18 protein-coding genes are annotated in these 21185 nt (G+C 64.9%); 11 read left to right on the top strand and 7 right to left on the bottom strand.

The annotated features are described in order from the left end of the window. Both ABGN05_RS22855 and ABGN05_RS22850 read left to right on the top strand, forming a co-directional pair. Positions 1 to 1533 carry a class I adenylate-forming enzyme family protein gene (locus tag ABGN05_RS22855; RefSeq protein ID WP_367956355.1) on the top strand — a complete coding sequence of 511 codons (1533 nt, stop codon included), beginning with the start codon at positions 1 to 3 and terminating at the stop codon, positions 1531 to 1533. Beyond that, entirely contained in the window at positions 1530 to 2288 is a 759-nt protein-coding gene (locus ABGN05_RS22850; protein WP_367956354.1) for an SDR family NAD(P)-dependent oxidoreductase, read from the top strand. Before ABGN05_RS22855 ends, ABGN05_RS22850 begins: the two co-directional genes overlap by 4 nt. 3 nt (positions 2289 to 2291) lie before the next feature. Here the strand turns inward: ABGN05_RS22850 and ABGN05_RS22845 are convergent, their stop codons facing one another. The 3 genes from ABGN05_RS22845 to ABGN05_RS22835 are packed head-to-tail and all read right to left on the bottom strand — an operon-like array spanning position 2292 to position 4334. Further along, complete coding sequence (locus ABGN05_RS22845) at positions 2292 to 2762, bottom strand: MaoC family dehydratase (protein ID WP_367956353.1); 471 nt, start codon at positions 2760 to 2762, stop codon at positions 2292 to 2294. A 44-nt stretch (positions 2763 to 2806) separates the two neighbouring features. Then, positions 2807 to 3472 carry a fumarate hydratase C-terminal domain-containing protein gene (locus ABGN05_RS22840; protein WP_367956352.1) on the bottom strand — a complete coding sequence of 222 codons (666 nt, stop codon included), beginning with the start codon at positions 3470 to 3472 and terminating at the stop codon, positions 2807 to 2809. Further along, on the bottom strand, positions 3465 to 4334 hold the full coding sequence (locus tag ABGN05_RS22835) for a fumarate hydratase (RefSeq protein WP_367956351.1): 870 nt from the start codon (positions 4332 to 4334) through the stop codon (positions 3465 to 3467). Before ABGN05_RS22835 ends, ABGN05_RS22840 begins: the two co-directional genes overlap by 8 nt. A gap of 179 nt (positions 4335 to 4513) precedes the next feature. Here ABGN05_RS22835 and ABGN05_RS22830 point away from each other — a divergent pair, with 179 nt between their 5' ends. The 3 genes from ABGN05_RS22830 (at position 4514) to ABGN05_RS22820 (ending at position 8408) form a co-directional block, all read left to right on the top strand. Then, positions 4514 to 5572, top strand: coding sequence for an Ldh family oxidoreductase (locus tag ABGN05_RS22830; RefSeq protein ID WP_367956350.1), 1059 nt, complete (start codon positions 4514 to 4516; stop codon positions 5570 to 5572). Positions 5573 to 5709: 137 nt separating this feature from the next. Further along, the gene (locus tag ABGN05_RS22825; RefSeq protein ID WP_367956349.1) at positions 5710 to 7140 is read left to right on the top strand and encodes an aldehyde dehydrogenase family protein; all 1431 of its coding nucleotides are present in this window, start codon (positions 5710 to 5712) and stop codon (positions 7138 to 7140) included. Between the two features lie 125 nt (positions 7141 to 7265). Continuing rightward, positions 7266 to 8408, top strand: coding sequence for a TAXI family TRAP transporter solute-binding subunit (locus ABGN05_RS22820; protein ID WP_367956348.1), 1143 nt, complete (start codon positions 7266 to 7268; stop codon positions 8406 to 8408). Between the two features lie 74 nt (positions 8409 to 8482). Here ABGN05_RS22820 and ABGN05_RS22815 read toward each other — a convergent pair whose 3' ends face one another. Both ABGN05_RS22815 and ABGN05_RS22810 read right to left on the bottom strand, forming a co-directional pair. Beyond that, the gene (locus ABGN05_RS22815) at positions 8483 to 9247 is read right to left on the bottom strand and encodes an SDR family NAD(P)-dependent oxidoreductase (RefSeq protein WP_367956347.1); all 765 of its coding nucleotides are present in this window, start codon (positions 9245 to 9247) and stop codon (positions 8483 to 8485) included. Positions 9248 to 9262: 15 nt separating this feature from the next. After that, positions 9263 to 10075: an IclR family transcriptional regulator gene (locus ABGN05_RS22810; RefSeq protein ID WP_367956346.1), complete on the bottom strand. Its 813-nt coding sequence runs from the start codon at positions 10073 to 10075 to the stop codon at positions 9263 to 9265. Between the two features lie 180 nt (positions 10076 to 10255). Here ABGN05_RS22810 and ABGN05_RS22805 point away from each other — a divergent pair, with 180 nt between their 5' ends. Genes ABGN05_RS22805 through ABGN05_RS22780 form a run of 6 tightly spaced genes read left to right on the top strand, consistent with a single transcriptional unit; the run spans position 10256 to position 15749 of the window. Then, on the top strand, positions 10256 to 10987 hold the full coding sequence (locus ABGN05_RS22805) for an HpcH/HpaI aldolase family protein (protein ID WP_367956345.1): 732 nt from the start codon (positions 10256 to 10258) through the stop codon (positions 10985 to 10987). A 2-nt stretch (positions 10988 to 10989) separates the two neighbouring features. Then, complete coding sequence (locus tag ABGN05_RS22800; RefSeq protein ID WP_367956344.1) at positions 10990 to 11898, top strand: cupin domain-containing protein; 909 nt, start codon at positions 10990 to 10992, stop codon at positions 11896 to 11898. Between the two features lie 10 nt (positions 11899 to 11908). Further along, the gene (locus tag ABGN05_RS22795) at positions 11909 to 12817 is read left to right on the top strand and encodes a DUF6282 family protein (protein WP_367956343.1); all 909 of its coding nucleotides are present in this window, start codon (positions 11909 to 11911) and stop codon (positions 12815 to 12817) included. Between the two features lie 48 nt (positions 12818 to 12865). Next, on the top strand, positions 12866 to 13861 hold the full coding sequence (locus tag ABGN05_RS22790; RefSeq protein WP_367956342.1) for a TRAP transporter substrate-binding protein: 996 nt from the start codon (positions 12866 to 12868) through the stop codon (positions 13859 to 13861). 17 nt (positions 13862 to 13878) lie between these two features. Beyond that, positions 13879 to 14469 (top strand): TRAP transporter small permease, encoded by a 591-nt coding sequence (locus tag ABGN05_RS22785; protein WP_367956341.1) that lies wholly within the window; start codon positions 13879 to 13881, stop codon positions 14467 to 14469. Further along, a complete protein-coding gene (locus tag ABGN05_RS22780) occupies positions 14469 to 15749 on the top strand; it encodes a TRAP transporter large permease (protein ID WP_367956340.1) in 1281 nt (426 codons plus the stop codon). Before ABGN05_RS22785 ends, ABGN05_RS22780 begins: the two co-directional genes overlap by 1 nt. Positions 15750 to 15819: 70 nt before the next feature. On the opposite strand, the gene ABGN05_RS22775 is transcribed toward ABGN05_RS22780, so the two are convergent. Both ABGN05_RS22775 and ABGN05_RS22770 read right to left on the bottom strand, forming a co-directional pair. Continuing rightward, complete coding sequence (locus tag ABGN05_RS22775) at positions 15820 to 16923, bottom strand: hypothetical protein (protein ID WP_367956339.1); 1104 nt, start codon at positions 16921 to 16923, stop codon at positions 15820 to 15822. 232 nt (positions 16924 to 17155) lie between these two features. Further along, positions 17156 to 21166: a glycosyltransferase gene (locus ABGN05_RS22770; protein ID WP_367956338.1), complete on the bottom strand. Its 4011-nt coding sequence runs from the start codon at positions 21164 to 21166 to the stop codon at positions 17156 to 17158. Positions 21167 to 21185: the final 19 nt, after the last annotated feature.

Genomic DNA, 21185 nt, shown 5'->3' with positions numbered 1-21185 from the left:
GTGACTGAAGCCTCGACGGAAGAGGGCGAACTGGTTGCACGGATCCTGCGGCACGGGACCGAGCGACCGCGAGACGTCGCGCTGGTCTGCGGTTCGGAGACGCTGACCTGGTCTCAACTGCGTGACGACGTGCTCGGCGTTGCCGGCGCCATTGTCGCCGCATCCGGACCGGAGGTCGGCAGGATCGCGCTGCTCGGCACCGCGAGCGTCGGGCTTGCCGTCTCTTATCTCGGCATCGTGGCGGCCGGCGGCTGCGCAGTGCCGCTGCCGGTGTCAGCGCATCCCGAGGCGCTCGCGGGGATGCTCGCCGACTGCGAACCCGGTCTCGTCTTCGTCCAGGACGGCTACCAGTCGCTCCTGAAGCCGGACCATCCCGGACGTGCGATCGTTCTCAATGGTGCGAACCGGAACGGACTCCCCACCGCGTTCCTGCAAGGCGGCCAGCCGCTCGCCGCGGCGGTCGTCCCGGCACCCGAAGCCCCGTTCAACATCATCTACAGCTCCGGTACGACCGGGCGCGCCAAGGGCATCGTCCATTCCCATTCGATGCGGTTTCGCCAGGCCGCGCGATCGCTGTTCGGTATCGACGGGTCGAGCACGATGTTGCTTGCCACGCCGCTCTATTCCAACACCACGCTTATGCCGATGCTGGCGGCGCTGTTCCATGGCGGGCGCGTCGTGCTCATGCCGAAATTCGAGGTCGAGGCCTATCTCGACATCGCCGAGCGCGAGCGCGTCACCCATACCATGCTGGTTCCGGTCCAGTACCGGCGCATCCTGGCCGCCGAGAGCTTCGCCCGGCGCGACCTCTTGTCCTTCAAGGTCAAGCAGTGCACGGGCGCGCCGCTTCCGGCCGCAGACAAGCGCGAGATCCTCGCCCGCTGGCCGGGGCGGTTCGTCGAGGTGTACGGACTGACGGAAGGCGGCTGCACGTGCATCCTCGACCTCGCCGCCTTCCCGCAGAAGGCACACACCGTCGGCCGGCCGGCGGCCGGGAACGAAATCCGCGTGATCGATGACGAGGGAAACGACGTGCCGCGCGGCGAGCGCGGGGAGATCATCGGCCGCTCGGCCACCATGATGTCCGGCTATTTCCGCAACGAGGAAGCGAACGCAGCCTTCCGGTGGCGCGACCGCGACGGCACGCTCTACCACCGCACCGGAGACATCGGCATGTTCGACGAGGACGGATTCCTCGTCCTGCTCGACCGCAAGAAGGACATGATCATTTCGGGCGGCTTCAACATCTACGCCTCCGACCTCGAGGAGAAGCTGCTGGCCCACCCCGATGTCGCCGAGGCCGCGGTGATCGCCGTCCCAAGCGAGAAATGGGGCGAGACCCCGCTCGGGCTCGTCGTCGCGCGGGACGGCCGCAGGCTTGAGGCGGACGCTCTGCTGGCCTGGGTGAACGGCCATGTCGGGCGCACGCAGCGCCTCGCGGCCGTCGAACTTCGCCCCGACCTCCCGCGCAACAATGCCGGCAAGATCCTCAAGCAGGACCTGAAGAAGCCTTATTGGGAGACATCCACATGAGCGAGACCGGGAACACCGGACTGAAGGGCCGCGTGGCGGTCGTCACCGGTGCAAGCAGCGGCATCGGCCGCGCCACCGCCATCCGGCTAGCGGGGCTCGGAGCGTCCGTGGTCGTCGGCTACAACAGCCGCCGCGAGGCTGCCGAGGAGGTGGTGCGGTCGCTTCCCGGCGAGGGACATGCGGCGCTCCGCATCGCCATCGACGACACGGCCTGCGTGGCGGACGCCGCCCGCGCCGTCGAGGAGCGCTTCGGGCGGCTCGACGTGCTGGTCAACAATGGCGGCGCCACAGAGCCGGTGCCGGCCAACGATCTCGACGGGCTGACGGACGACATTTTCGACCGGGTGCTGCGCGTGAACCTGCGCGGACCGTTCGCGGTCGTCCGCGCTTTCCGGCCGCTGCTCGAACGCGGCACGAACGCGGCCGTCGTCAACGTCTCTTCGATTGCGGCGCGCACGGGGATGGGCTCAAGCCTCGCCTATTGCGCGGCCAAGGGCGGTCTCGACACGCTCACCGTCGGCCTCGCCAAGGTGCTGGCGCCCAAGATCCGCGTCTTCTCGGTCTCCCCGGCCGGGGTCGATACCGATTTCGTGGCCGGCCGGACGCGTCAACAGCTGGAGGCGATGGCGGCGAAGATGCCGCTCGGCAAGATCACCAGCCCCGACGACGTGGCGCAGGCCGTCATCGCCTGCATCACGCTGCTTACCAGTTCCACTGGCATCATCGTCCCGGTGGACGAGGGCCGGCACCTGTAGGCGCTACGAAGGCTTTCCCGCCTCGGCCTCCGCCGGCCGGCTGGGCACCTGGCCGAGCGAGACAAGCGACATCACCGTCTCGTCCTTCTGGTTCATCACGGTGACCTGTGTCCTGATGATGCCGAATTCCGGCCGCGTCTTGTGCCGCTCCGTCGCGACGACCTCTCGCTTGACGCGCAAGATGTCTCCCGGCTTCACCGGCCGCCGCCACCGCAATTCATCGATTCCGAGGCCGACCATGGGCGTCTCGCCATAGCCGCCGGACTCGACGAAAAGCCGCATGGAGAGCGCCGCGATCTGCCAGCCGCTGGCGATCACCGAGCCGAACCGCCCCTGCGCCGCCTTCTCCGGATCGGTGTGGATCGGCTGCGGGTCGTATTCGCGGGCATAGCGGATGATGTCCTCCTCGGACATCACCACGGACTTGCTCGTCCAGGCCTCGCCGAGCGAAAAATCCTCGAAATAGCGTCGCACGGGCTTTCCCTTTTCGAATTGCGGATGGTTGTCTCGCGCGAGCGTCAGGTGCTCGGCGGTGTTGCGCGTCGCGCGGCGGAATCCCGGCGCGCCTGCTCGAGTTCCTCCAGGATGCGCGGCATGCGCGCGGAGGCCTGTTCTTGCAGCGTATCGTACATGCTGTTGCCATGCGCATCGATCGCCACGGTGACCGGTCCGAACCCGTCGAGCCGGAACCGCGACAGCCGGAACTGTTCGATCAGGTCGTCCCAGGCGGTCTCCAGCCTCTCCACCGCCCCGATGCTGAGCAGCGGCGAGGCGCCCCCGGGCATGGAGAAGTAGACGCCACCGACTTCGCGCAGGGCCTCCACGCAGGCCCGGCCCATGCCGCCCTTGCCGCCGGTCGCTGTCAGGCCCAGCCGGCGGATGATGCCGGGCATATAGTCGTCGAAGCGGGTCGATGTCGTCGGGTTGACGTAGTTCGTCACCCAGCGATCGCCCTCCGCGCGGCAGGAACTGCCCATGTGGAAAAAGGCGCTTCCGGCCTTCGGGAACGGCAGCGGTTGGCCACGGTCGAGTGCCTCGGCCATGCGCTGGTGCGTCGGGAACCCGGCCGTGATGGTCACCTCGCCGTCGAGGATCACGGTATCGCCGAGCCTGAGCGCGCGCGCCTCATCGCGCGAGAGCGGCAGTGTCAGGCGCGGCAAGGCGGGCGGAGAGCCGTCACTCAAGGCGCACCACCTTTCCGTCGTCGTGGATGCGGGCAGCCGTACGGCGGTTGATCCAGCAGTTGAAGCAGACGGCGACCGGCACGAAGCCGTGTCCGTGAGAATAGTCCACATGGACCGCGAGCGCGGTCGTGTCCCCGCCCGTACCCATCGGTCCGAATCCGGTCTTGTTGACGGCGGCGAGCAGCCGTTCCTCCATGTCGGCGACCATGGGATCGTCGTGCCTGGTGCCGATCCTGCGGAGCGTGGACATCTTGGCGAGCTTGGCCGCGTTGTCGAAGGAGCCGCCGATGCCGACTCCGATCACCACCGGCGGGCAATGCTGCGACCCCGCCTCCATCACGCATTCCATCACATAGCCTTCGATGTCGGCGAGCTTCGGATAGCTGAAGACCTTCAGGTCGGCCCAGCGCCCGGAACCCAGCGCCTTGGGCGAGCAGGTGATGTCCATGTAGTCGGCGCCGTCGGCCACGTCGAAGGAGACGATCGGCATGTCCTTGCCGGTGTAGCTGCGCTCCAGCGTCAGCGGATGCGTGATGAACTTCAGGATCGGCGGCTGGATGGTTTCGACGAGATCGGCGAAGCCGTCGACGAAGGCGCGGCGGATGTCGCCGTCGAGCGTCAGCCGCGTCCCGATCTTGACGAAATAGGTCGGGAACCCGGCATCCGAGCAGGCATGGCGATCCTCGCGTTCGGCCGCGCGTGCAGCCGCCTGCATGAAGTCGAGTGTCCGTTGCGATGTCGGGTTCGTCTCGCGCCGGCGCGCTTCGGCCAGCGCCTCTAGCGTGTCGTCGGGCACCTTCTTGAGCGACCAGCCATAGAGATCGCGCGCGACCTGCCTGACGACGTCGTAGGTAATCGGCAATGCGTAACCTCCCGGAATCCGGCCGTTGCCGGAGCCAAACGCAGGTACTGCCTGCGGACTGCGGGCGCAAACGGGGAGCACCGGCATTTCGCATGCCGGAATGGCGGAAGGTGGAGCGACCGCCCGGTTTGACTGCTCCCGCGCTTTGCGACACGGCTTGCACGCAACGGAGGAACATCATGGCGGCAGCAGACGGTCACGACAGGATCACGGTCGATGCCGGCCGGGCAAGAGCGTTTCTCGCTGACCTCTTCGCGGCAGCCGGAGTGGACGAAGCTTCCGCCCTGCTCGTCGCCGACGGACTGGTCGAAGCCGACCTGCAAGGCGTCGGCTCGCACGGGATGCTGCAGGCTCCGACCTATCTGCGCCGGCTGCGGGCCGGCACGATCGACGGCAAGGGCGCGCTCAGGCTGGTCCATTCGAGCGCGGCCGTGAGGGTCTACGATGCCGGCCTCGCGCTCGGCCATGCCGTCGCGAAGGGGGCGATGGACCGCGCGGTCGAGACCGCCCGGACGCATGGGCTGGCAGCGGTCGCGGTCCGAACCGCCACACATTTCGGCGTGGCAGGGCGCCACGCGCGCGCCGCGGCCGAGGCCGGGATGATCGGCATCGTCATGTGCAATACCCGACCGATGCTGGCCGCTCCCGGCGGGACGAGCGCCATCGTCGGCAACAATCCGCTGGCGATCGCGATCCCCGTCGCCGGGCGCGCGCCGATCGTCCTCGACATGGCCATGAGCGCGGTTGCCATGGGCAGGATCCGCCTCGCGGCACAGCGCGGCGAGGCAATCCCGCCGGACTGGGCGCTCGATGCGGGCGGCCAGCCGACGACCGATGCGGCCGCGGGACTTGCCGGCGTGCTCCTGCCTGCCGCCGGCGCCAAAGGCTACGGACTTGCGCTGATGGTGGATTTCCTCTGCGCTCTGTCGGGCGGATCGGCGCTCGGCGAAATCACGTCGATGTATGGCGATCCATCCGCGCCGTCCGATTGTTCCTGGCTCTTCCTGACCATCGATCCGGCGCATTTCGGCCTGTCCCAAGCCTATCCCGAACGCGTCGCCGAACTGGCGGCCTCGATCGTCGCGACGGCCGGAGAAGGGGCGCTGCCCGGAGAGCGAAAGCTGCGGGCGGAACGTCAGTCCCTCGGCAAGGTCGTCGTGCCAAAGACCCTAGCCGACGATCTGGAACGATTGGCGGCCGAATTCGCATCGCCGGCGAGACGGATTGCGGACGACTAGAAACCCGGGCCTTTGCGTCCGTCTGGCGAAACGCTCGCGAGACGGTGTTGCGGCCGCAGGCGCCGCCGATAGGATCGCCCGAAACGGAGGCCCACCTGCCCGGTGGCGGTTCCTCCAACCGGTCACAGGGAGGCTGCATGCACGACGTACACGAATTCTATATCGATGGCCGCTGGACGGCTCCAGACGAGCCGCGCCGCCTGCCAATCATCAATCCCGCGACTGAGGAAGAGATCGGGCGCGTCAGCCTCGGTACCGCCGCCGACGTCGATCGCGCCGCCCGCGCCGCCCGCCGGGCCTTCGCGTCGTGGAGCGAAACGTCGCGGGAAGAGCGCCTGGCAATCCTCGGGCGCATCGTCGAAGGTTTTCGCGCCAGGCTGCCGGAACTCGCACGCCTGATGACGATGGAAATGGGCGCGCCGATCACCTTCTCCACCGAGCGGCAGGCGACGGTGGCGCTGTTTCACTTCGAGGAAGCGGTGCGCGTGCTTGCCCGCTACGAATTCGAGCGGCCGGAGGGCGTCGGCATCGTCCGGCGCGAACCGATCGGGGTCTGCGGCCTCATCACGCCGTGGAACTGGCCGCTCAACCAGGTGGCGTCGAAGGTCGCGCCGGCGCTGGCCACCGGCTGCACGATCATCCTCAAGCCGAGCGAAATCGCGCCGCTGAGCGCCAGGGCGCTGGCCGAGATCATCCACGAGGCCGGCGTACCGGCGGGTGTCTTCAACCTCGTGAACGGCGACGGCCCGACCGTGGGCGAGGCGATCGCCAGCCACCCGGAGATCGACATGGTTTCCTTCACGGGCTCGACTGGCGCCGGCATCCGCGTGGCCAAGCTCGCCGCCGACACGGTGAAGCGGGTGGCGCAGGAACTCGGTGGCAAATCGGCCAACATCATCCTGCCGGACGCCGATCTGGCGAAGGCGGTGGTGGCGGGCGTCCACGCCTGCAACACCAATGGCGGGCAGAACTGCCAGTCTCCGACGCGCATGCTCGTTCACCGCTCGCAGCGGGACGCGGCGGTGGAAGCCGCGCGCGGCGCGATCGGCACCATCCGGCTTGGCGATCCGACGGATCCTGCAACGACCATGGGACCGCTCGTCAGCCAGTCGCAGTTCGACAAAGTGCAGGCGCTGATCGCGTCCGGCATCGAGGAAGGTGCCACGCTGGTGGCCGGCGGGCCGGGACGCCCCAGCGAATTCAACCGCGGCTACTATGTCCGCCCGACCGTCTTCGCCGACGTGACGCCCGACATGAGGATCGCGCGCGAGGAGATCTTCGGGCCGGTGCTCTCGATGATCAGCTACGACAGCGAGGACGAAGCGATCGAGATCGCCAACGCGACGCCGTTCGGGCTGGCCGGATTCGTCCAGTCGAAGGACCCCGACCGGGCACGGCGGGTTGCCAACCGCATCCGCGCGGGCCGGGTCTATCTCAACGGCGCCGGTTTCGACCGCAGCCTCCCCTTCGGCGGCTACAAGCAGTCCGGCAACGGACGCGAATTCGGCATCTTCGGCTTCGAGGAATATCTCGAGGTGAAGGCCATCCTCGGCTACCCAGCCGCCTGAGCGCCGTTTCGCAGCACGGAATGCCGGGCGAGCGGGTTTGTTTGATGCGGGCTCACCCGGTAGTCAGGACGCAGCCCCGCTCCAGGCGGCGCAATGAATCAATCGCGGAGGAAACCATGTTGAGCATGACGAGACGATTTGGCGGCGCTGCCGCCCTCCTGCTGTTCGCCACCACGGCGCCGACGGCACTCCAGGCACAGGACGTCGAACTGCCCGATACGCTGGCCGTCACGTCCTATGACGTCGGTGCGGCGTCCTACAACCAGGCCGTGGCGCTCGGCACGGCACTCGGGAACGCCTACGGCACGTCGCTGCGCGTCTTGCCGGCGACCTCGGACGTCGCCCGCCTCATCCCGCTCCAGCAGGGCCGCGTCCAGTTCGGCGTGGTCGGCTCGGAATCCTTCAACGCCGTGGAAGGCACCGAAGCGTTTTCGGCCCCGGAGATCGGACCGCAGCCCTTGCGCATGCTCGTCGGATCGAATTCCGACAATTGCTTCACGCTCGCGCTGCGGGGTGACGCGGGCATCGAGACCATCGACGACGTGAAGGGCAAGCGGATCGCCTTCGTGGTCGGAGCGCCCGCGCTCCAGAGCAACGTCGCCGGCTTCCTTTCCTTCGGCGGCCTGAGCTGGGACGATGTCGAGAAGGTCGAGGTCGCGAGCTTCGGCGCGTCGTGGGAAGCCCTGATCAACGATCAGGTCGACGCCATCACGACGCTCACGACCGGAGGTCTCGCCCAGCAGGCGGCGGCTTCCCCCGCCGGCCTGAAATGGCTCCCCTTGCCGGCGTCCAATGAAGAGGGCTGGAAGCGTCTCCAGGCCGTGAAGCCGCAGTTCTCGCCGCGCAAAGCCACGCTCGGGCCGAACATCTCCAAGGAAAACCCGCTGGAATGCGCAGGCTTTCCGTTTCCGGTTCTCCTGACCTATCCGGACCAGGACCCCGACCTCGTCTACAACCTCACCAAGGCCGTCAACGAGCAGTTCGACAACTACGTCAAGATCGAAGCGGCCATGGTCGGCTGGTCGGAAGACCGGCAGGACTTCCAGTGGGTGGTGCCTTATCACGAGGGCGCGATCCGGTTCTGGAAGGAGAAGGGTCTCTGGACCGACGAGGCGCAGGCTCACAACGACGCGCTGGTGAAACGCCAGGAACTCCTGACGCAGGCCTGGGAAAAGGTTGCGGACGCGCCGGAAGGCGAGAAGACCGAGCGCTGGCTCGAGGAACGCCGCACTGCGCTGAAGGCTGCCGACCTTCCGACCTACGAGTAGTCATCCGGACCGGGCGGGCTCGACCCGCCCGGTCGATTTTGGGCGACCGCCCTCCCCGTCGACGAGACGAAACGCTACGCCCGCACGGAATAGCCGCCGTCAACCGGCAGCGCCGCGCCGTTGACGAAATCCGAGGCCGACGAGGCCAGGAACACCGCGGGTCCTGCGAAGTCCCGCGGGTCGCCCCAGCGGGCGGCGGGCGTGCGGCCGATCACGGCCGCCTCTGCCTCGGGAAACGAGGCGCGGAAACGCTTCGACAACGGCGTGTCGATCCAGCCGGGGAGGATCGAGTTCGCCTGGATGTTGTCTTTACCCCAGGCGACGGCGAGCGCGCGTGCGAGCTGGACCAGGCCGGCCTTCGACGGCGAATAGGCGACCTGGGATGCCGCCGCCAGGTTCGCCGCGATCGAGGACACCATGATGATCTTTCCGCCGCCCTGCGTCAGATAGTGCGGATAGACCGCCTGGCTCAGCAGGAAAGCGGCGCGCAGGTTCGTGTCGATGACGTCGGTCCAGTCCTCCAGCGTAAATTCCTGCGGCTGCTTGCGGTAATTGGTGCCCGCGTTGTTGACGAGGATGTCGACCCGACCGAAGCGCGCCACCGTGTCGGAGACCAGCGCCTTGCAGGCTTCCGGCGAGCGAAGGTCGGTCGGTATGCCGGCGGCGGTTCCGCCCTTCGATACGATGCCGGCCGCCGCCTCGTCGCAGACCTCGGGACGGCGCGAGGAGATCACCACGGCCGCGCCGGCGGCCGAAAGCGCCTCGGCGATGCCCCATCCGATACCGGTGCCGCCGCCCGTCACGATGGCCACCTTGCCGCTCAGGTCGAACATGGTCATGTTACCCTCTCCCCCTCAGGAAACCTTGTCGCCGCCCGTCGCTCCGGCACGATGGCCGAGCGCCGCCGAAACCGCGGTAGCCGCGCCGACGACCGCCGAAAGCTGTTCCGGTGCAGGCTCCGCGGGAAGGAACTGGACGAGATCTACGATCGCAAGGGTGCCGGCGATCGCTCCGCTCTCGTCGAAGATCGGAGCGGCCAGCGCGTTCAGGCCCATGGCGGATTCGTTCGCGGCCACGGCCCAGCCCCGCTCGCGGATCATGTCGATTTCAGCCGAAAGAACGGCCGGATCGGAGATGGTGTGGGGGGTGCTCGCCGGCATCGGCTCGGCGAGGACGCGGTCGCGGAAACCGGGATCGACATGGGCCAGCATCAGCTTGCCCTGCGCCGAGTTGTGGAACGGCAGGATCGATCCGGGCTTGACGCCGATTTCGATCGCCGAGCGGCCAGACAATGTCTGCATGATGCGCGCCCCGTCGTGCTCCAGTTGACTGAGAACACAGGTCTGACCGAGCCGCTCGCGCAGATCGCGCAGATAAGGCAACGCGGTGGCGGAGAAATCCATGCTTTCCGATACCTGCCGACCGAGCGTCACCAGGCGCATGCCGACGAGGTATCTCCCGGTCTGCGGCGACTGCGTGACATAGCCCTGCTGGACCAGTGTCCGCACGTGGCGGTGGATGCGGGTCTTGGTCGTGCCGAGCGCCTCGGCAAGGTCGGTGACGCCGACCGGCTCGGCGGCGCGCGCCAGGGTCTCGAGCACCCTCAAAGCCAGCACCACGCTCTGGACTCCACCCTCAGGAGCGATTTCGCCGGTCGTGCGCGGCATTTTTCGGTCTCCTCGCGCAATCGTCGCCTCGTCGCCAGTCGCGCTTGACATTTAACGCGGCTGTGGCAACCTGTCACGCAGATAATAACACTGTTACGCCTACCGTAACAAGGGAGGAATTTGGTGCAAGGAGTTTCGGCAACCGGACCATTCCGGCAAAGGGTCGTTTCGGGTGAGCGGATGTTTGGAACATTCCTCAAGACACCCACGTCCCATGCCGCCGAAATCCTGGCCCAGGAGGGATATGCCTTCGTCGTGATCGATGAGGAGCATGCCCCGTTCAATCCCGAGACCACGGACCGGATCCTCGCCGCCTGCCGGGCAACCGGCATCGCCGGGGTGGTCCGCGTCGCCGATACGGGGCAGATCCTGCGAGTCCTGGATTGCGGCGCGGCGGGCGTGCTCGTGCCGCATGTGGACAGCCCTGAGCGTGCGCGGCAGGTCGTTGCGATGGCGCGCTACCGCGGCGGCGCTCGCGGTTTCTCCAACACCACCCGCGCGGGCGGCTTCGGCGCCACCGGGATGGCCGAGCACATCGCGGAGCAGGACGCTGGCGTCGCGGTCGTCGCGATGATCGAGGACCCGCGGGCGATCGACTGCATCGACGCGATCGCCGCCGTGGACGGCATCGACGCCTTCTTCATAGGGCGCGGTGACCTGACGGTGGCCTACGGCGCGCAATCGCAGGCCGCCTCCGAGGTACGCGGCGCGGTCGATGCGATAACCGCGGCGGCGCGGAAGGCGGGACGCCGCGTCTTCGTGATGTCCGGAACGCCCGAGGATGCAGCCGAGCTGTCGGCCAAGGGCGCCACCGGCTTCATCATGGCTTCCGACCAAGGCTTCATGCGCCAGGGCGCCAAGGCGGTCTTCCAAAGCTACGCCGCCGCGCTTTCCGAAAAGCAGAGTGTTTGAACATGTATGACAAGAACGACCCCCGTTCCGCCCTCGCCTCGGCCAGCCCCTCGGGTCCCGCGCCGACCGGCCTCATCGCCGAACCTCAGCTCGGGCTCTTCTACGAGAGCGAACCCGCAAGCGACGATGCGTCCGGCCGCACCTGGTATCACCGCGGCTGCAACTTCGTCCTGTCGTGGAGCGACGCCAAGGCCGGCGGCCGGTTCGAGCGCTCAAGCCAGCCGGATGAATACGTCGTGCTGCTACCCGAGAAGGGGAAGGGAGCCCGGATCACCTGGAACGGCATGACGACCGAGGTCCCGGGTTTCTCGATCGCATTCGTGCCCCCGGGCGACAGCCTCGTCGAGACGCAGTCGGACGGGCCGCTCTGCCGGCTGTTCACTGTGAAGTCCGCCGATCTGGTCGCGCTCTGCCCCAACCATAACGCCTACGACCAGCCGCGCACGCATATACCGTCGTTCCAGCCCTGGCCGGTTCCGCCGAAGGGATGGGCGGTGCGCCACTATTCGCTCGATGTGCCGAAGGAGGCGGGGCGCTTCGGGCGCATCTTCCGCTGCACGACCTTCATGGTGAACTATCTCGACCCACAGCAAGGCCCGCGCGACGTACACAAGCTGTCGCCGCACCATCATGACGACTTCGAGCAGTGCTCGCTGGCGGTCACGGGATCCTTCACCCACCATCTGCGCTGGCCCTGGACGATCGACATGGACGACTGGCGCGCCGACCGCGCCGACCATGTCCAGTCGCCGTCGTCCTACGTCATTCCGCCGCCGGTGATCCACACCACCCGCGCCATGGACGCGGGATTCAACCAGCTCGTCGACATCTTCTGCCCGCCGCGTTTCGACTTTTCGGAAAAGCGCGGCTGGGTCCTGAACGCCGACGACTATCCGATGCCGGCGAATTGAGGAAGCGCCTATGTCGACGACAGGAAACAACGGGCGCGAAGCGGAAGTCGCCGAACTTCTGAAGGGCGCCATCGACCTGCACTGCCACAGCGGACCGGCGGCCATGCCGCGCATTCTGGACCATCACGAGGCACTGCTCGACGCCGCCGAAGCGGGCTTTCGCGCGCTCCTCTACAAGGACCACTTCTATCTCGGGGTTTCGCACTGCGTGATCCTGGAGAAGCTGGTGCCAACCGACGTCAAGCTCTATTCGGGCCTCGCGCTCAACAACGCCAGCGGCGGCATCAACCCGCACGCGGTCAACCACGCGGTGAACATCGGCGCCAAGATCGTCTGGCTGCCGACGCTGTCGGCGAAGAACCACATCGACCAGGCAGAGGGCCACGGCAAGATCTTCCCGAAAACGGCGAAGAAGATGCTGCCGCCCGACCCGCTTTCGGCGCTCGACGCGAACGGCAGGCTGAGCGACGCGACGAAGGAGGTCCTGGACCTGATCGCGGAGGGCGACATCATCCTGGCGGGCGGGCATCTGCCGGCTTCGGAGCTGATCATGGTCTTCGAGGAAGCCGGCAAGCGCGGCGTGAAGAAGATGCTGGTCAACCACCCGACATACATCGTCGGCTGTACGGACGAGGATATGAAGGCGCTGGTCGAACTCGGCGCTTACCTGGAACACTCGATCAGCATGTTCGTCGAAGGCGGCGGCAAGATCTTCGGGCCTGACGAACTATCCCACTACATCCAGGTGGCAGGCCCCGAGCGTACGGTCCTGTCCTCCGACCTCGGCCTGCGCGGATCGCCGCGGCCGCTGGAGGGCTTCCGGCAGATCGTCGCGATGCTGCTGGACCTGCAGGTGTCGCCGAAGGACATCCACACGATGATCGGAGACAACGCAGCCAGGCTTTTGAATCTTCAGTGACCGCCGGGGTGGCGCCACTGTCGACGTGATCTTGAACGGGAGGATGCAATGATCACCAGACGTACCTTGATGCAGACCGGCGCCGCAGCAGCGGCCATGACTGTGGCGATGCCCTGGGTAGCCCGGGCCGAGCCGATGAAGGTGCGGCTTGCCCACGCCGCGAACGAGATCCATCCGGGCCATATCGCAGCGGTGGAATTCAAGAAATCGCTCGACGCGCTGGCGCCGGGCGCTTTCGACCTGACGATCTTTCCCAACCGGCAGCTGGGCGACGACCAGCAGAACGGCGAGAGCTGTGTTGCCGGCACCCTCGAGTTCTGCGGCTGTTCGGGCGCGATCACATCGCTGGTGACGGGAACGAAGACGCTGGACAGCTACCAGCTGCCGTTCCTGATCAAAAGCTACGATCACTTCGTTCAGATGGCACTGAGCCCCGAAGCGGACGCGATCCACGAAAGCCTGACGGCCGGCGGCCTCGTCGGTCTCCAGACGACCGACATCGGCCGGCGCAACTTCGCCACGATCAAGGAGCCGGTGCGCAAGCTCGCCGATTTCCAGGGCCTGAAGACGCGTATCGTCCCGCTCGAACTCCACAAGGTCATCTGGGAGACCGTCGGGGTGAACCCCATCGGGCTGCCCTACGGCGAGGTGTATGGCGCGCTTGAGACCGGCACCATCGACGCGGTCGAGATCAACGTCTCGTCGATGCTGGGCGAAAAGCTGTGGGAGGTGGCGAAGAACTTCACGCTCACCGGCCACTACCCTTGGCACAACACGATCTCGGCCAACGTCGCATTCTTCGAGGGGCTGCCGAAGGAACTGCAGGACGCCGTCCGGCAGGCCGGCAAGGATTCGGTCAAGCCTACGCTGGACTATACGGCCAAGCAGGACGAGGACGGCCGGGGCGAGATGATGAAGAACGGCGTCCAGATCTTCGAACTGGAAGGACTGGACGAGTTGAAGGCCAAGGTGGCGCCGATCGTCGACACCTGGGGCGGGAAGTCGCCGCTGATCGCCGACTTCGTCAAAGCCGCCCAGGCCTGAGGGATACGGACGCCCCGATGCACGCCGACTCAGTCGAAAACGTGCCGGGGCGCCCGCCCGGCAGCTGGCCCTTCGCACTCTACCTTCGCCTGATCGAAGGTTTTGCCGGCATCACGATGGTGCTGATCCTCGTCGTGATGGTGGCACAGGTCGTTGCACGTTACGTCTTCTCGGCCTCGCTCATCTGGGCCGAGGAACTCTGCCGCTACGTCCTGATCTGGCAGACATTCCTGTTGCTCGGCGTGGCCTACCGGCGCGGCGAGTTCGTCGCGGTCGACCTCGTTCCGCTGATGCTGACGCCCCGGGCGCGGCTCGTGCTGAAGGCCGTGATGGCAGTTCCGATCCTTCTGTTCCTAGTGCTGATCATGATCTACGGCTGGCGCTATGCCGCAGCCGTGCAACGCCAGACGATCCCGGCGCTGGATTTCATCTGGACGTCGCTCGCCGGCCACAACCTGAACGTCTCGGTCCGATGGGTCTACGTCTCGGTGTCTGCGGGTTCGGCGCTGCTGGGGCTGCACGTCATCGCGGATGTCGCGGAATCCTGGCTGCGCCTGCGCCAGGACGAGGCCCGTCTGCCTCGCGGCGGCAAGGTCGGGGTCAACTGATGGGCGCGTTCCTCGGCGTCTTCGCCCTCTTTCTCGTCACCGGGGTTCCCATCGCTCTGGCACTGGGCATCGCCGGCGTCGCGTTCCTGTGGCTCTCGGGCAACGACATGATGCTGTTGCAGTTGCCGCAACGCATGATGGCCGGCGTCAACCAGTTCGTGCTCCTCACCATTCCGCTCTTCCTGCTCGCCGGCACGCTGATGAACGCGGGCGGGATCACCGACAGGATCGTCAACTTCGCCCGCGCGACCGTCGGACACCGCCGCGGCGGCATGTCTTCCGTCACGGTGCTTTCGGCCGGCTTCTTCGCCGGCATCTCCGGCAGTGCCAATGCGGAAGCGGCGGCACTCGGCTCGATCCTGATCCCGACCATGAAGAAGCAGGGAATACCGGGGCCTTACGCCGCCGCCCTCGTCGGGGTCTGCACCATCGTGGGGCCGATCATCCCGCCCTCGATCACCATGATCATCTACGGCGTGCTGTCGGGAACCTCGATCGGGCAGCTGTTCCTTGCCGGCGTCGTGCCGGGCGTCCTGCTCGTCGTGCTGTTTCTGATCTATGCCGGCTGGCGCGCGCGCCGCGACGGCTTTCCCGTCTCCGAGCGGCTACCGATGGCGCAGCGTCGCAGCGCGTTCATAAGCGTCATGCCGGCGCTGCTGCTGCCGCTCATCATCCTCGTCGGCATCAAGACCGGCGTCTTCACCCCGACGGAGGCGGCCGCGGTGGCGGTGGTCTACGCCCTGATCGTCGGCATGGCCTACCGCCAGCTCTCGCCCGCGCGAATATGGGAGGCGCTGGTGGTGACGGCGATCGTCACCTCGTCCATCCTGTTCATCACCTCGATGGCGAGCATAGTCGCCTTCGTGTTCACGCTCGAGCAGGTGCCAGCCCGGATCACCGACCTGATCCTCTCGGTCACGGACAACCGCCTGCTGATCCTGCTCTTCCTGAACCTGTTCCTGCTGCTGCTCGGCATGTTCATCGACCCGATCTCGATCCTGATCCTGGCCATGCCGATCCTCCTGAAGATAGGCCTGCTTCTCGGCATGGATCCCGTGCACTTCGGCACGATGGTGGTGCTGAACGTGGTGATCGGCATGGCGACGCCGCCGGTGGGCATCCAGCTCTTCATCGTCTCGGCGGCTTCCGGCGAGCCCTTGACCCGCGTGATCCGCGAGGCCATTCCCCTGGTGTGGATCTGCATCGTGGTGCTGGCGCTGGTGGCGCTGTTGCCGCCGCTGACCCTATTCCTGCCGAGCGCGCTTATCCCGGTGCACTAGGAATGGCGGGACTGCGGCCGTCTCCCGGCTCGATGGACGCCGGGAGGTTCCCTGCGGCCGCGCCGATGGATCAGAACAGGCTCTTGATCCTCTCAACGCGTTGCCGGTCGGACGCCTCCAGGTTCGCGAGACCGGGCGCCTGTTCGATGGTCGAGACAAGTTCCGGTTTCAACTCCTTCAGATACCTCACGATGACGGCGGCATCCTCGTCCGAGAGACCTTCGTACTGATTTTCGGCGGATGGCTTGAAGGGGTCGATGAACAATCCGTCCTTCAGGCCAATCGTGCCGAGAACATCGTAATTGAACGCATCCGAAATGGCCTTGTTGTGCGGCTGCGTCGCCTTGATGATGCGCTTGCGGACATCGTCGCTAAGGATGGAATACTGGTCCCAGCCGTGCCGCAATCCTATGGTGCTCAGGACGGCGGAAAACTCGCGGGTAACCTGCGGATTCTCCGCGAAAAGCCAGTTCATCAGCCGCTGGAACTCGACGCACTGCCGACAGAGGCGATCATTGGTGGTCATGTTCGAATCCACGCCGCGGATCGGCACGGTGTATCCCAGAACCCTGATGAAGAGATCGTCGAGAATGTTCGCCCCGAGCACTTGCGATCGTTCGAATGGCCGGACGACGATCGAGGCCGGACCGAACGTTCTCGCCCACTTGTCCACCAGTTCGAAGTAATTGGGGACGAACCAGGAGCCGTCGAACCTCCACAGCTGTTCGAAACTGTATTTATGGCCGGCGGCCTTCACCACCTGATTTAGAGCGGAATCGACGTAGAGATCCTGGCGCCGGAAATCGATGACGATTTTGACGTCGAACTCCGCGAAAGTCACCCCGAGGAGGTGTACCGTCGCCGGCGGAAGCCAAACCAACGCTTCCTGCGATATGATCACGATGTCGGGATTCTTCTCCGAGATCTCGGCGAGCATCGCGCCCAGGGCGGACTCAGGAGAGGACGCCTCGGGCATCCACCATTCCTTCGAAGACGCCAGGGCCGAATGGAACTTGTGATGCCCGGCCGCCACCTCATGCCGGCCCGTGCTGGGATACAGGATTCCGTGGCGCGCCAGCGTCGCGGGATTGGCAGCAAGGGTTTCCTGGATGAACGAGGTTCCGGTCTTTCCGGTCCCGACATGCAATATTAGCTTTTTCTTGCGCACACTCATTGCCCCCCATCCTCAGTTTCTTATTATTGTTCTGTTTATTGTTATTTTACCGGACCTTACGCAGCGAAGAACCGCTTCGACGCCGCCAATCTCTGACTATAGGACAAAATTCCAATCTATCCAGCCCTCACAACGGAACCGAATGACGCAATACGAGCGTCCGATCCACGCGCCTCGCGCTATGCCGACACGTTGTAGACGTCGATCGACGCCCGACCTTGAAATGCGGGAGTTACTCAACCGAGAGATATTCGTTCAGATTCTTGCCCGGCGCTGGCTGATGCGCCCAATGCTTTCGTATCGTCGTGGCAGTCTTCGAAGCTGCCTCGGCCCCGGCGATCTCGTTCACCGTCCGCATGATCATGTTGTGCTCCCGGTAGAACAGGTCGCTGAACACCGTCCGGGATGTCTGCGCGCCAGAAGACCGGCGGAAGTAATTCGTCGCTTCCCGCTCGAAGAAAATATCCCCTTCGCGGCACATCCTCAGGTAAAGCTCCCAGTCTCCGGCGAATTTGTATCTCAGGACAGAAGAGAAGTCCGGGATAGCTTCCCTTCTGAAGACGACGCTCGAGACGTTGATGAGCGTGTTGGCCTGCGACAGCACGCGCCTGATTTCTTCCATACCCGAAGCCTTGTAGGAATTGTTCCACAAGTACGGATGCAGCGGTTTGAAGTCGTCCTGGATGGCGCCGAATTTTTTCCCATCCTGGTTGATGAACCACGTCTGCGAGAACCCCAGTGCGACCTTCGTATCCTGGAACGCCTTCACCATGTGCGCCAGGAAACTGCGTGAGCACACGTCGTCGGACTCCGCAATCCACAGGAGTTCGGCGGATGCCAAGGTCCGGGCGAGTTCCCACTGCTTGTAGGAGTTGCCGGAATTGACCTCGTTGAACTTCTCCCGCGTGAATCTCGAAAAACTTCTCGAATGTCTCCTCATGATCTCGATGCTGGCGTCGCCCGAGCAGTCGTCGAGAAGGATGAGATTCATGTACTTGTAGGATTGCGAAACGATGGAATCGATGCGCGCCGGCAGAAAGCGTTCGTGACGGTAATTCGGCACCGCGACATCGACCTTCGGATTGAAATGCCCGAACTGTGCGAGCAGTTCGACGACATAGTCGTCGAAATCCATGTTCTGCTCGATGTAGTCCGTTCGCAGGCTGCGCGTCTGTTCGGGCTCCCGATCGGCCAGGTATCGCTCCAGCGCCGCCAGGCGTGCTTCCAAATCGTCGGCGTCGGGAAGCAGCTTTCCAAACTCGGCGATCAGGCTGTCGCAGCCACCCACCCCGCGGAAACCGACCACCGGAAGCCCCGCCATGAGGGCGTCGACGACGGCATAGGGCATGGGATCGTTGCGCGAAGCAAAGAAATACGCGTCGGCGACTTCATAGATGGCGAACAGGACATCTTCGTCGATGTTCGGGATGAGCAGGACCGAGCCATCCTGCCGGGCCACGTCGAGTTCCGCCTGGACGTCGCAGACCTTCTGGGGCGAACCGACCCACACGAACCGGACATTCGCGGACGGATGTGCCACGCGATAAGCCAGTGCGGTCCTGTGGAAGCGGTCGAAGCCTTTGCGTCCTTCGAGAGTACCCACACAAAGGACAATCCTCGTTCCCTTCTCCTTCAGCGCCCTGATCTCTTCCGGCGGCTGCACCCGGGGCTGCACCGCGGCGCCGTCGGCGCGCGTGATGCGGAAGTGCCCCTGGCGGCGGACCATCACGTTGCCGCGCGCGGCTCCGTAGGCAGTCTCGACGCTTCTGCGGGTCTCCTCGCTCGGATAGACGACTTTTTCCAGCACCGGGAGGGCGCCGCGCACAACGTTGCCGAGGCCCAGGAACTCGATGGATTCGGCCATTTCGTGGACCAGACAGACGGTCTTGATGCCATAGCTGTGCACTCTTTCCAGGAAACGCAGCGCGACCGCAGTATTGGCGATGCAGTCATGGAACCCGAGCATTCGCGCGGTGCGCAGGACGTTCTCCAGGAGCGCAGGATTTCCGCCGACGATGAAGGTTGGGGCAATATCCTTGTACTTTCGCAAGTTCGCGCCGCCGTCCGCCAGGATGATCATGATCTCGTAGTCGAGGACCGAGGTCAGCGTCTTGGCAAGCGCCAGCAGCAGCCGCTGCGCGCCGCCCACTTCCGCGTTATGGCCCATCAGGATCACGCGCCGCTTGCGTGCCGGGACGCCCTGGGGAACGCCAAGGCCGATACTCGCCTCGTCATCCCAGTTGGGATAACGCCTGTTCAGGTGCTCCTGAATGTCACGCAGCCGCTCCGGCTCGAAGGCGTCGGCCAGCCAGCTGCCCATCTCTCCGATCTTGTTCGTCAGGTACTCCGCCTTCACGAAGGCGAATCCGTGTTCCACCAGTTGCTGTGCGCTGTGCAAGGTGGGATTGAGGTCGCGTTTGCTCGGATGGTAGCAATCTTCCCTGAGAAGGAAATCGACCGTGAATCCGAGCGAAGAGATGCGCTCCGCCAACGGAATCTCGACCTTGTCTATGACGTCCTGCTTGGTCTTCAGGTCGTCGATGGCGAACACTTCATGGATGAGGTGCCCGAAACGGCCGGGATCGTAGGACATCAGGAAGGTCTGTCCGTGGGGGCTGACCTCCAGGTTGTGTGTGGAAAACAGCCAGTCCGCCTTGCTTGAGGCGTGCGCCGCGATCGTGGCTCCGACCCCCGCGGAAACGGGAATGAGACTGTCGTTCGTCAGGATGACGCGCGGGTAGTCGGTGAATGCGCCTAGAAGCGCGTGTGCGTCCCTCCAACCACCGAAATCGAAGCCCGCGTTCTGGCGACAGATCACCGCGTGAACGCCTTCGGGCACTCCGGAGTCTTCCGGGGTGAGCCGGATCGGCTGGTGCAACAGGACCACGAGATTCACGTCGAGCTTGAGGTACTCCTCGCAGATTGTGCGCTGGATTCTCGACAGCCGGGGATCGTGACAGAAGATGACCAGCAGGACGACCGGCTTGTCCGTGTTCAGTTCCCTGTAGCTGAACAGCTTGGGTGCATCATTGCTGAATGAGATTTCGGAGTGAATCCTGTAAAGCGCGCGGGAGGGATCCTCGTCCTTGATCTCGACGTGCTGGGAGGCGGTTCGCGAAGTATTGGTAAGGATGCGGCCCGTGTTTTCGAGGATGCGCAGGCCGTGGTGAACAAGCGGATTGATCGCCTTGCCCGCGAGTTCATGTTCCCGCATGTAGTAGGACGTGCCGAAGGTCGGGGAAGGGTTCCGGCCTTCCTTGTAGCCATAGTACCGATAATGCACGACCGGATCGATACCTGCCGCGGCCACGTCGGCATAGGTCTTGAGATAGAAGTCCCGATCGAACTGCGCTTCGATGAGCTTGTGTTCGAGATCGAGCCCGCCCAGGGCATTCCGGATCAACTCTATGCCGTGGTGAACGAGCGGATTGATGCCCTTTCCCTCGAGGCCATGGGCTTTGATGTATCTGCTCGTCGAAAACAACGGAGAAGGATCGCGCCCTTCCCGCCAGCCGAACAAGGAATAATGTTCCGCGGGGTCGATCTCGCGTGAGCCGATGTCCTGATACCGCGTGCGGTAGAACGTCTCGTCCAGCTGCGCGCGGACGAGTGAAAGCTCGATCATCTGGCCGTCGCTCAGGGTTTCCTTCCGCGCGGTGGACTCGATGATCTGCAGCGCGTTGTGGAGCAGAGGATTTATACTGTCCCGATCGAGGTTGTAGCGTTCGGCATAGTCCCGGCTGTTGAAGGATGGCGACGGGTTTCGCCCCTCGCTCCAGCCAATGCGCATGTAGTGGGATACGGGATCGATCTCCGATTCCAGCAGATCGGGATTGTTTCGCAGGTAGTATTCCCTGTCGAACTGCATCTCGGTGAGCTTGTATTCGAGATAGCCGTGACGCTCCCCGAAGGCGCCATTCAGCTCGCGCAATCGCCGCAAACCGTAGTGAACGAGCGGGTTGTCCTTCGAACCGTCCAGATCGTGATCGCGCATATACTCGCGCGTGCTGAATGCAGGCGAGGGATCTCTCCCTTCCTTCCAGCCATGGGTCATGAAATGGAGGACCGGATCCACGCTGTCGGCCGAGAGATCGCCGTAGACGGAAAAATAGAAATCGCGATCCAGCAATGCCTCGGATATCTTGTATGCGAGCGTGTCGCGCAGCTTTTCCGCGGGGTCCTGCACCCGGTCGGCCGCCCCTTCTGCAATCGCTTCGTCCGACGATCGTATCGTACTTTGCATGAGGTGAGGCCTACTTCTT

The organism is Aquibium pacificum, assembly GCF_040839445.1.
Taxonomy (GTDB): Bacteria; Pseudomonadota; Alphaproteobacteria; order Rhizobiales; family Rhizobiaceae; genus Aquibium; species Aquibium pacificus.
The sequence above is the reverse complement of the archived record's forward strand: the minus strand, read 5'-3'. Positions and strand labels throughout refer to the sequence as shown.

Bases quoted from the DNA above. Each gene is read 5' to 3' on its own strand.
- ABGN05_RS22850 (WP_367956354.1), top strand. From the start codon at position 1,530: ATGAGCGAGACCGGGAACACCGGACTGAAGGGCCGCGTGGCGGTCGTC.
- ABGN05_RS22830 (WP_367956350.1), top strand. From the start codon at position 4,514: ATGGCGGCAGCAGACGGTCACGACAGGATCACGGTCGATGCCGGCCGG.
- ABGN05_RS22825 (WP_367956349.1), top strand. From the start codon at position 5,710: ATGCACGACGTACACGAATTCTATATCGATGGCCGCTGGACGGCTCCA.
- ABGN05_RS22820 (WP_367956348.1), top strand. From the start codon at position 7,266: ATGACGAGACGATTTGGCGGCGCTGCCGCCCTCCTGCTGTTCGCCACC.
- ABGN05_RS22815 (WP_367956347.1), bottom strand. From the start codon at position 9,247: ATGACCATGTTCGACCTGAGCGGCAAGGTGGCCATCGTGACGGGCGGC.
- ABGN05_RS22810 (WP_367956346.1), bottom strand. From the start codon at position 10,075: ATGCCGCGCACGACCGGCGAAATCGCTCCTGAGGGTGGAGTCCAGAGC.
- ABGN05_RS22805 (WP_367956345.1), top strand. From the start codon at position 10,256: ATGTTTGGAACATTCCTCAAGACACCCACGTCCCATGCCGCCGAAATC.
- ABGN05_RS22800 (WP_367956344.1), top strand. From the start codon at position 10,990: ATGTATGACAAGAACGACCCCCGTTCCGCCCTCGCCTCGGCCAGCCCC.
- ABGN05_RS22795 (WP_367956343.1), top strand. From the start codon at position 11,909: ATGTCGACGACAGGAAACAACGGGCGCGAAGCGGAAGTCGCCGAACTT.
- ABGN05_RS22790 (WP_367956342.1), top strand. From the start codon at position 12,866: ATGATCACCAGACGTACCTTGATGCAGACCGGCGCCGCAGCAGCGGCC.
- ABGN05_RS22785 (WP_367956341.1), top strand. From the start codon at position 13,879: ATGCACGCCGACTCAGTCGAAAACGTGCCGGGGCGCCCGCCCGGCAGC.
- ABGN05_RS22780 (WP_367956340.1), top strand. From the start codon at position 14,469: ATGGGCGCGTTCCTCGGCGTCTTCGCCCTCTTTCTCGTCACCGGGGTT.
- ABGN05_RS22775 (WP_367956339.1), bottom strand. From the start codon at position 16,923: ATGAGTGTGCGCAAGAAAAAGCTAATATTGCATGTCGGGACCGGAAAG.
- ABGN05_RS22770 (WP_367956338.1), bottom strand. From the start codon at position 21,166: ATGCAAAGTACGATACGATCGTCGGACGAAGCGATTGCAGAAGGGGCG.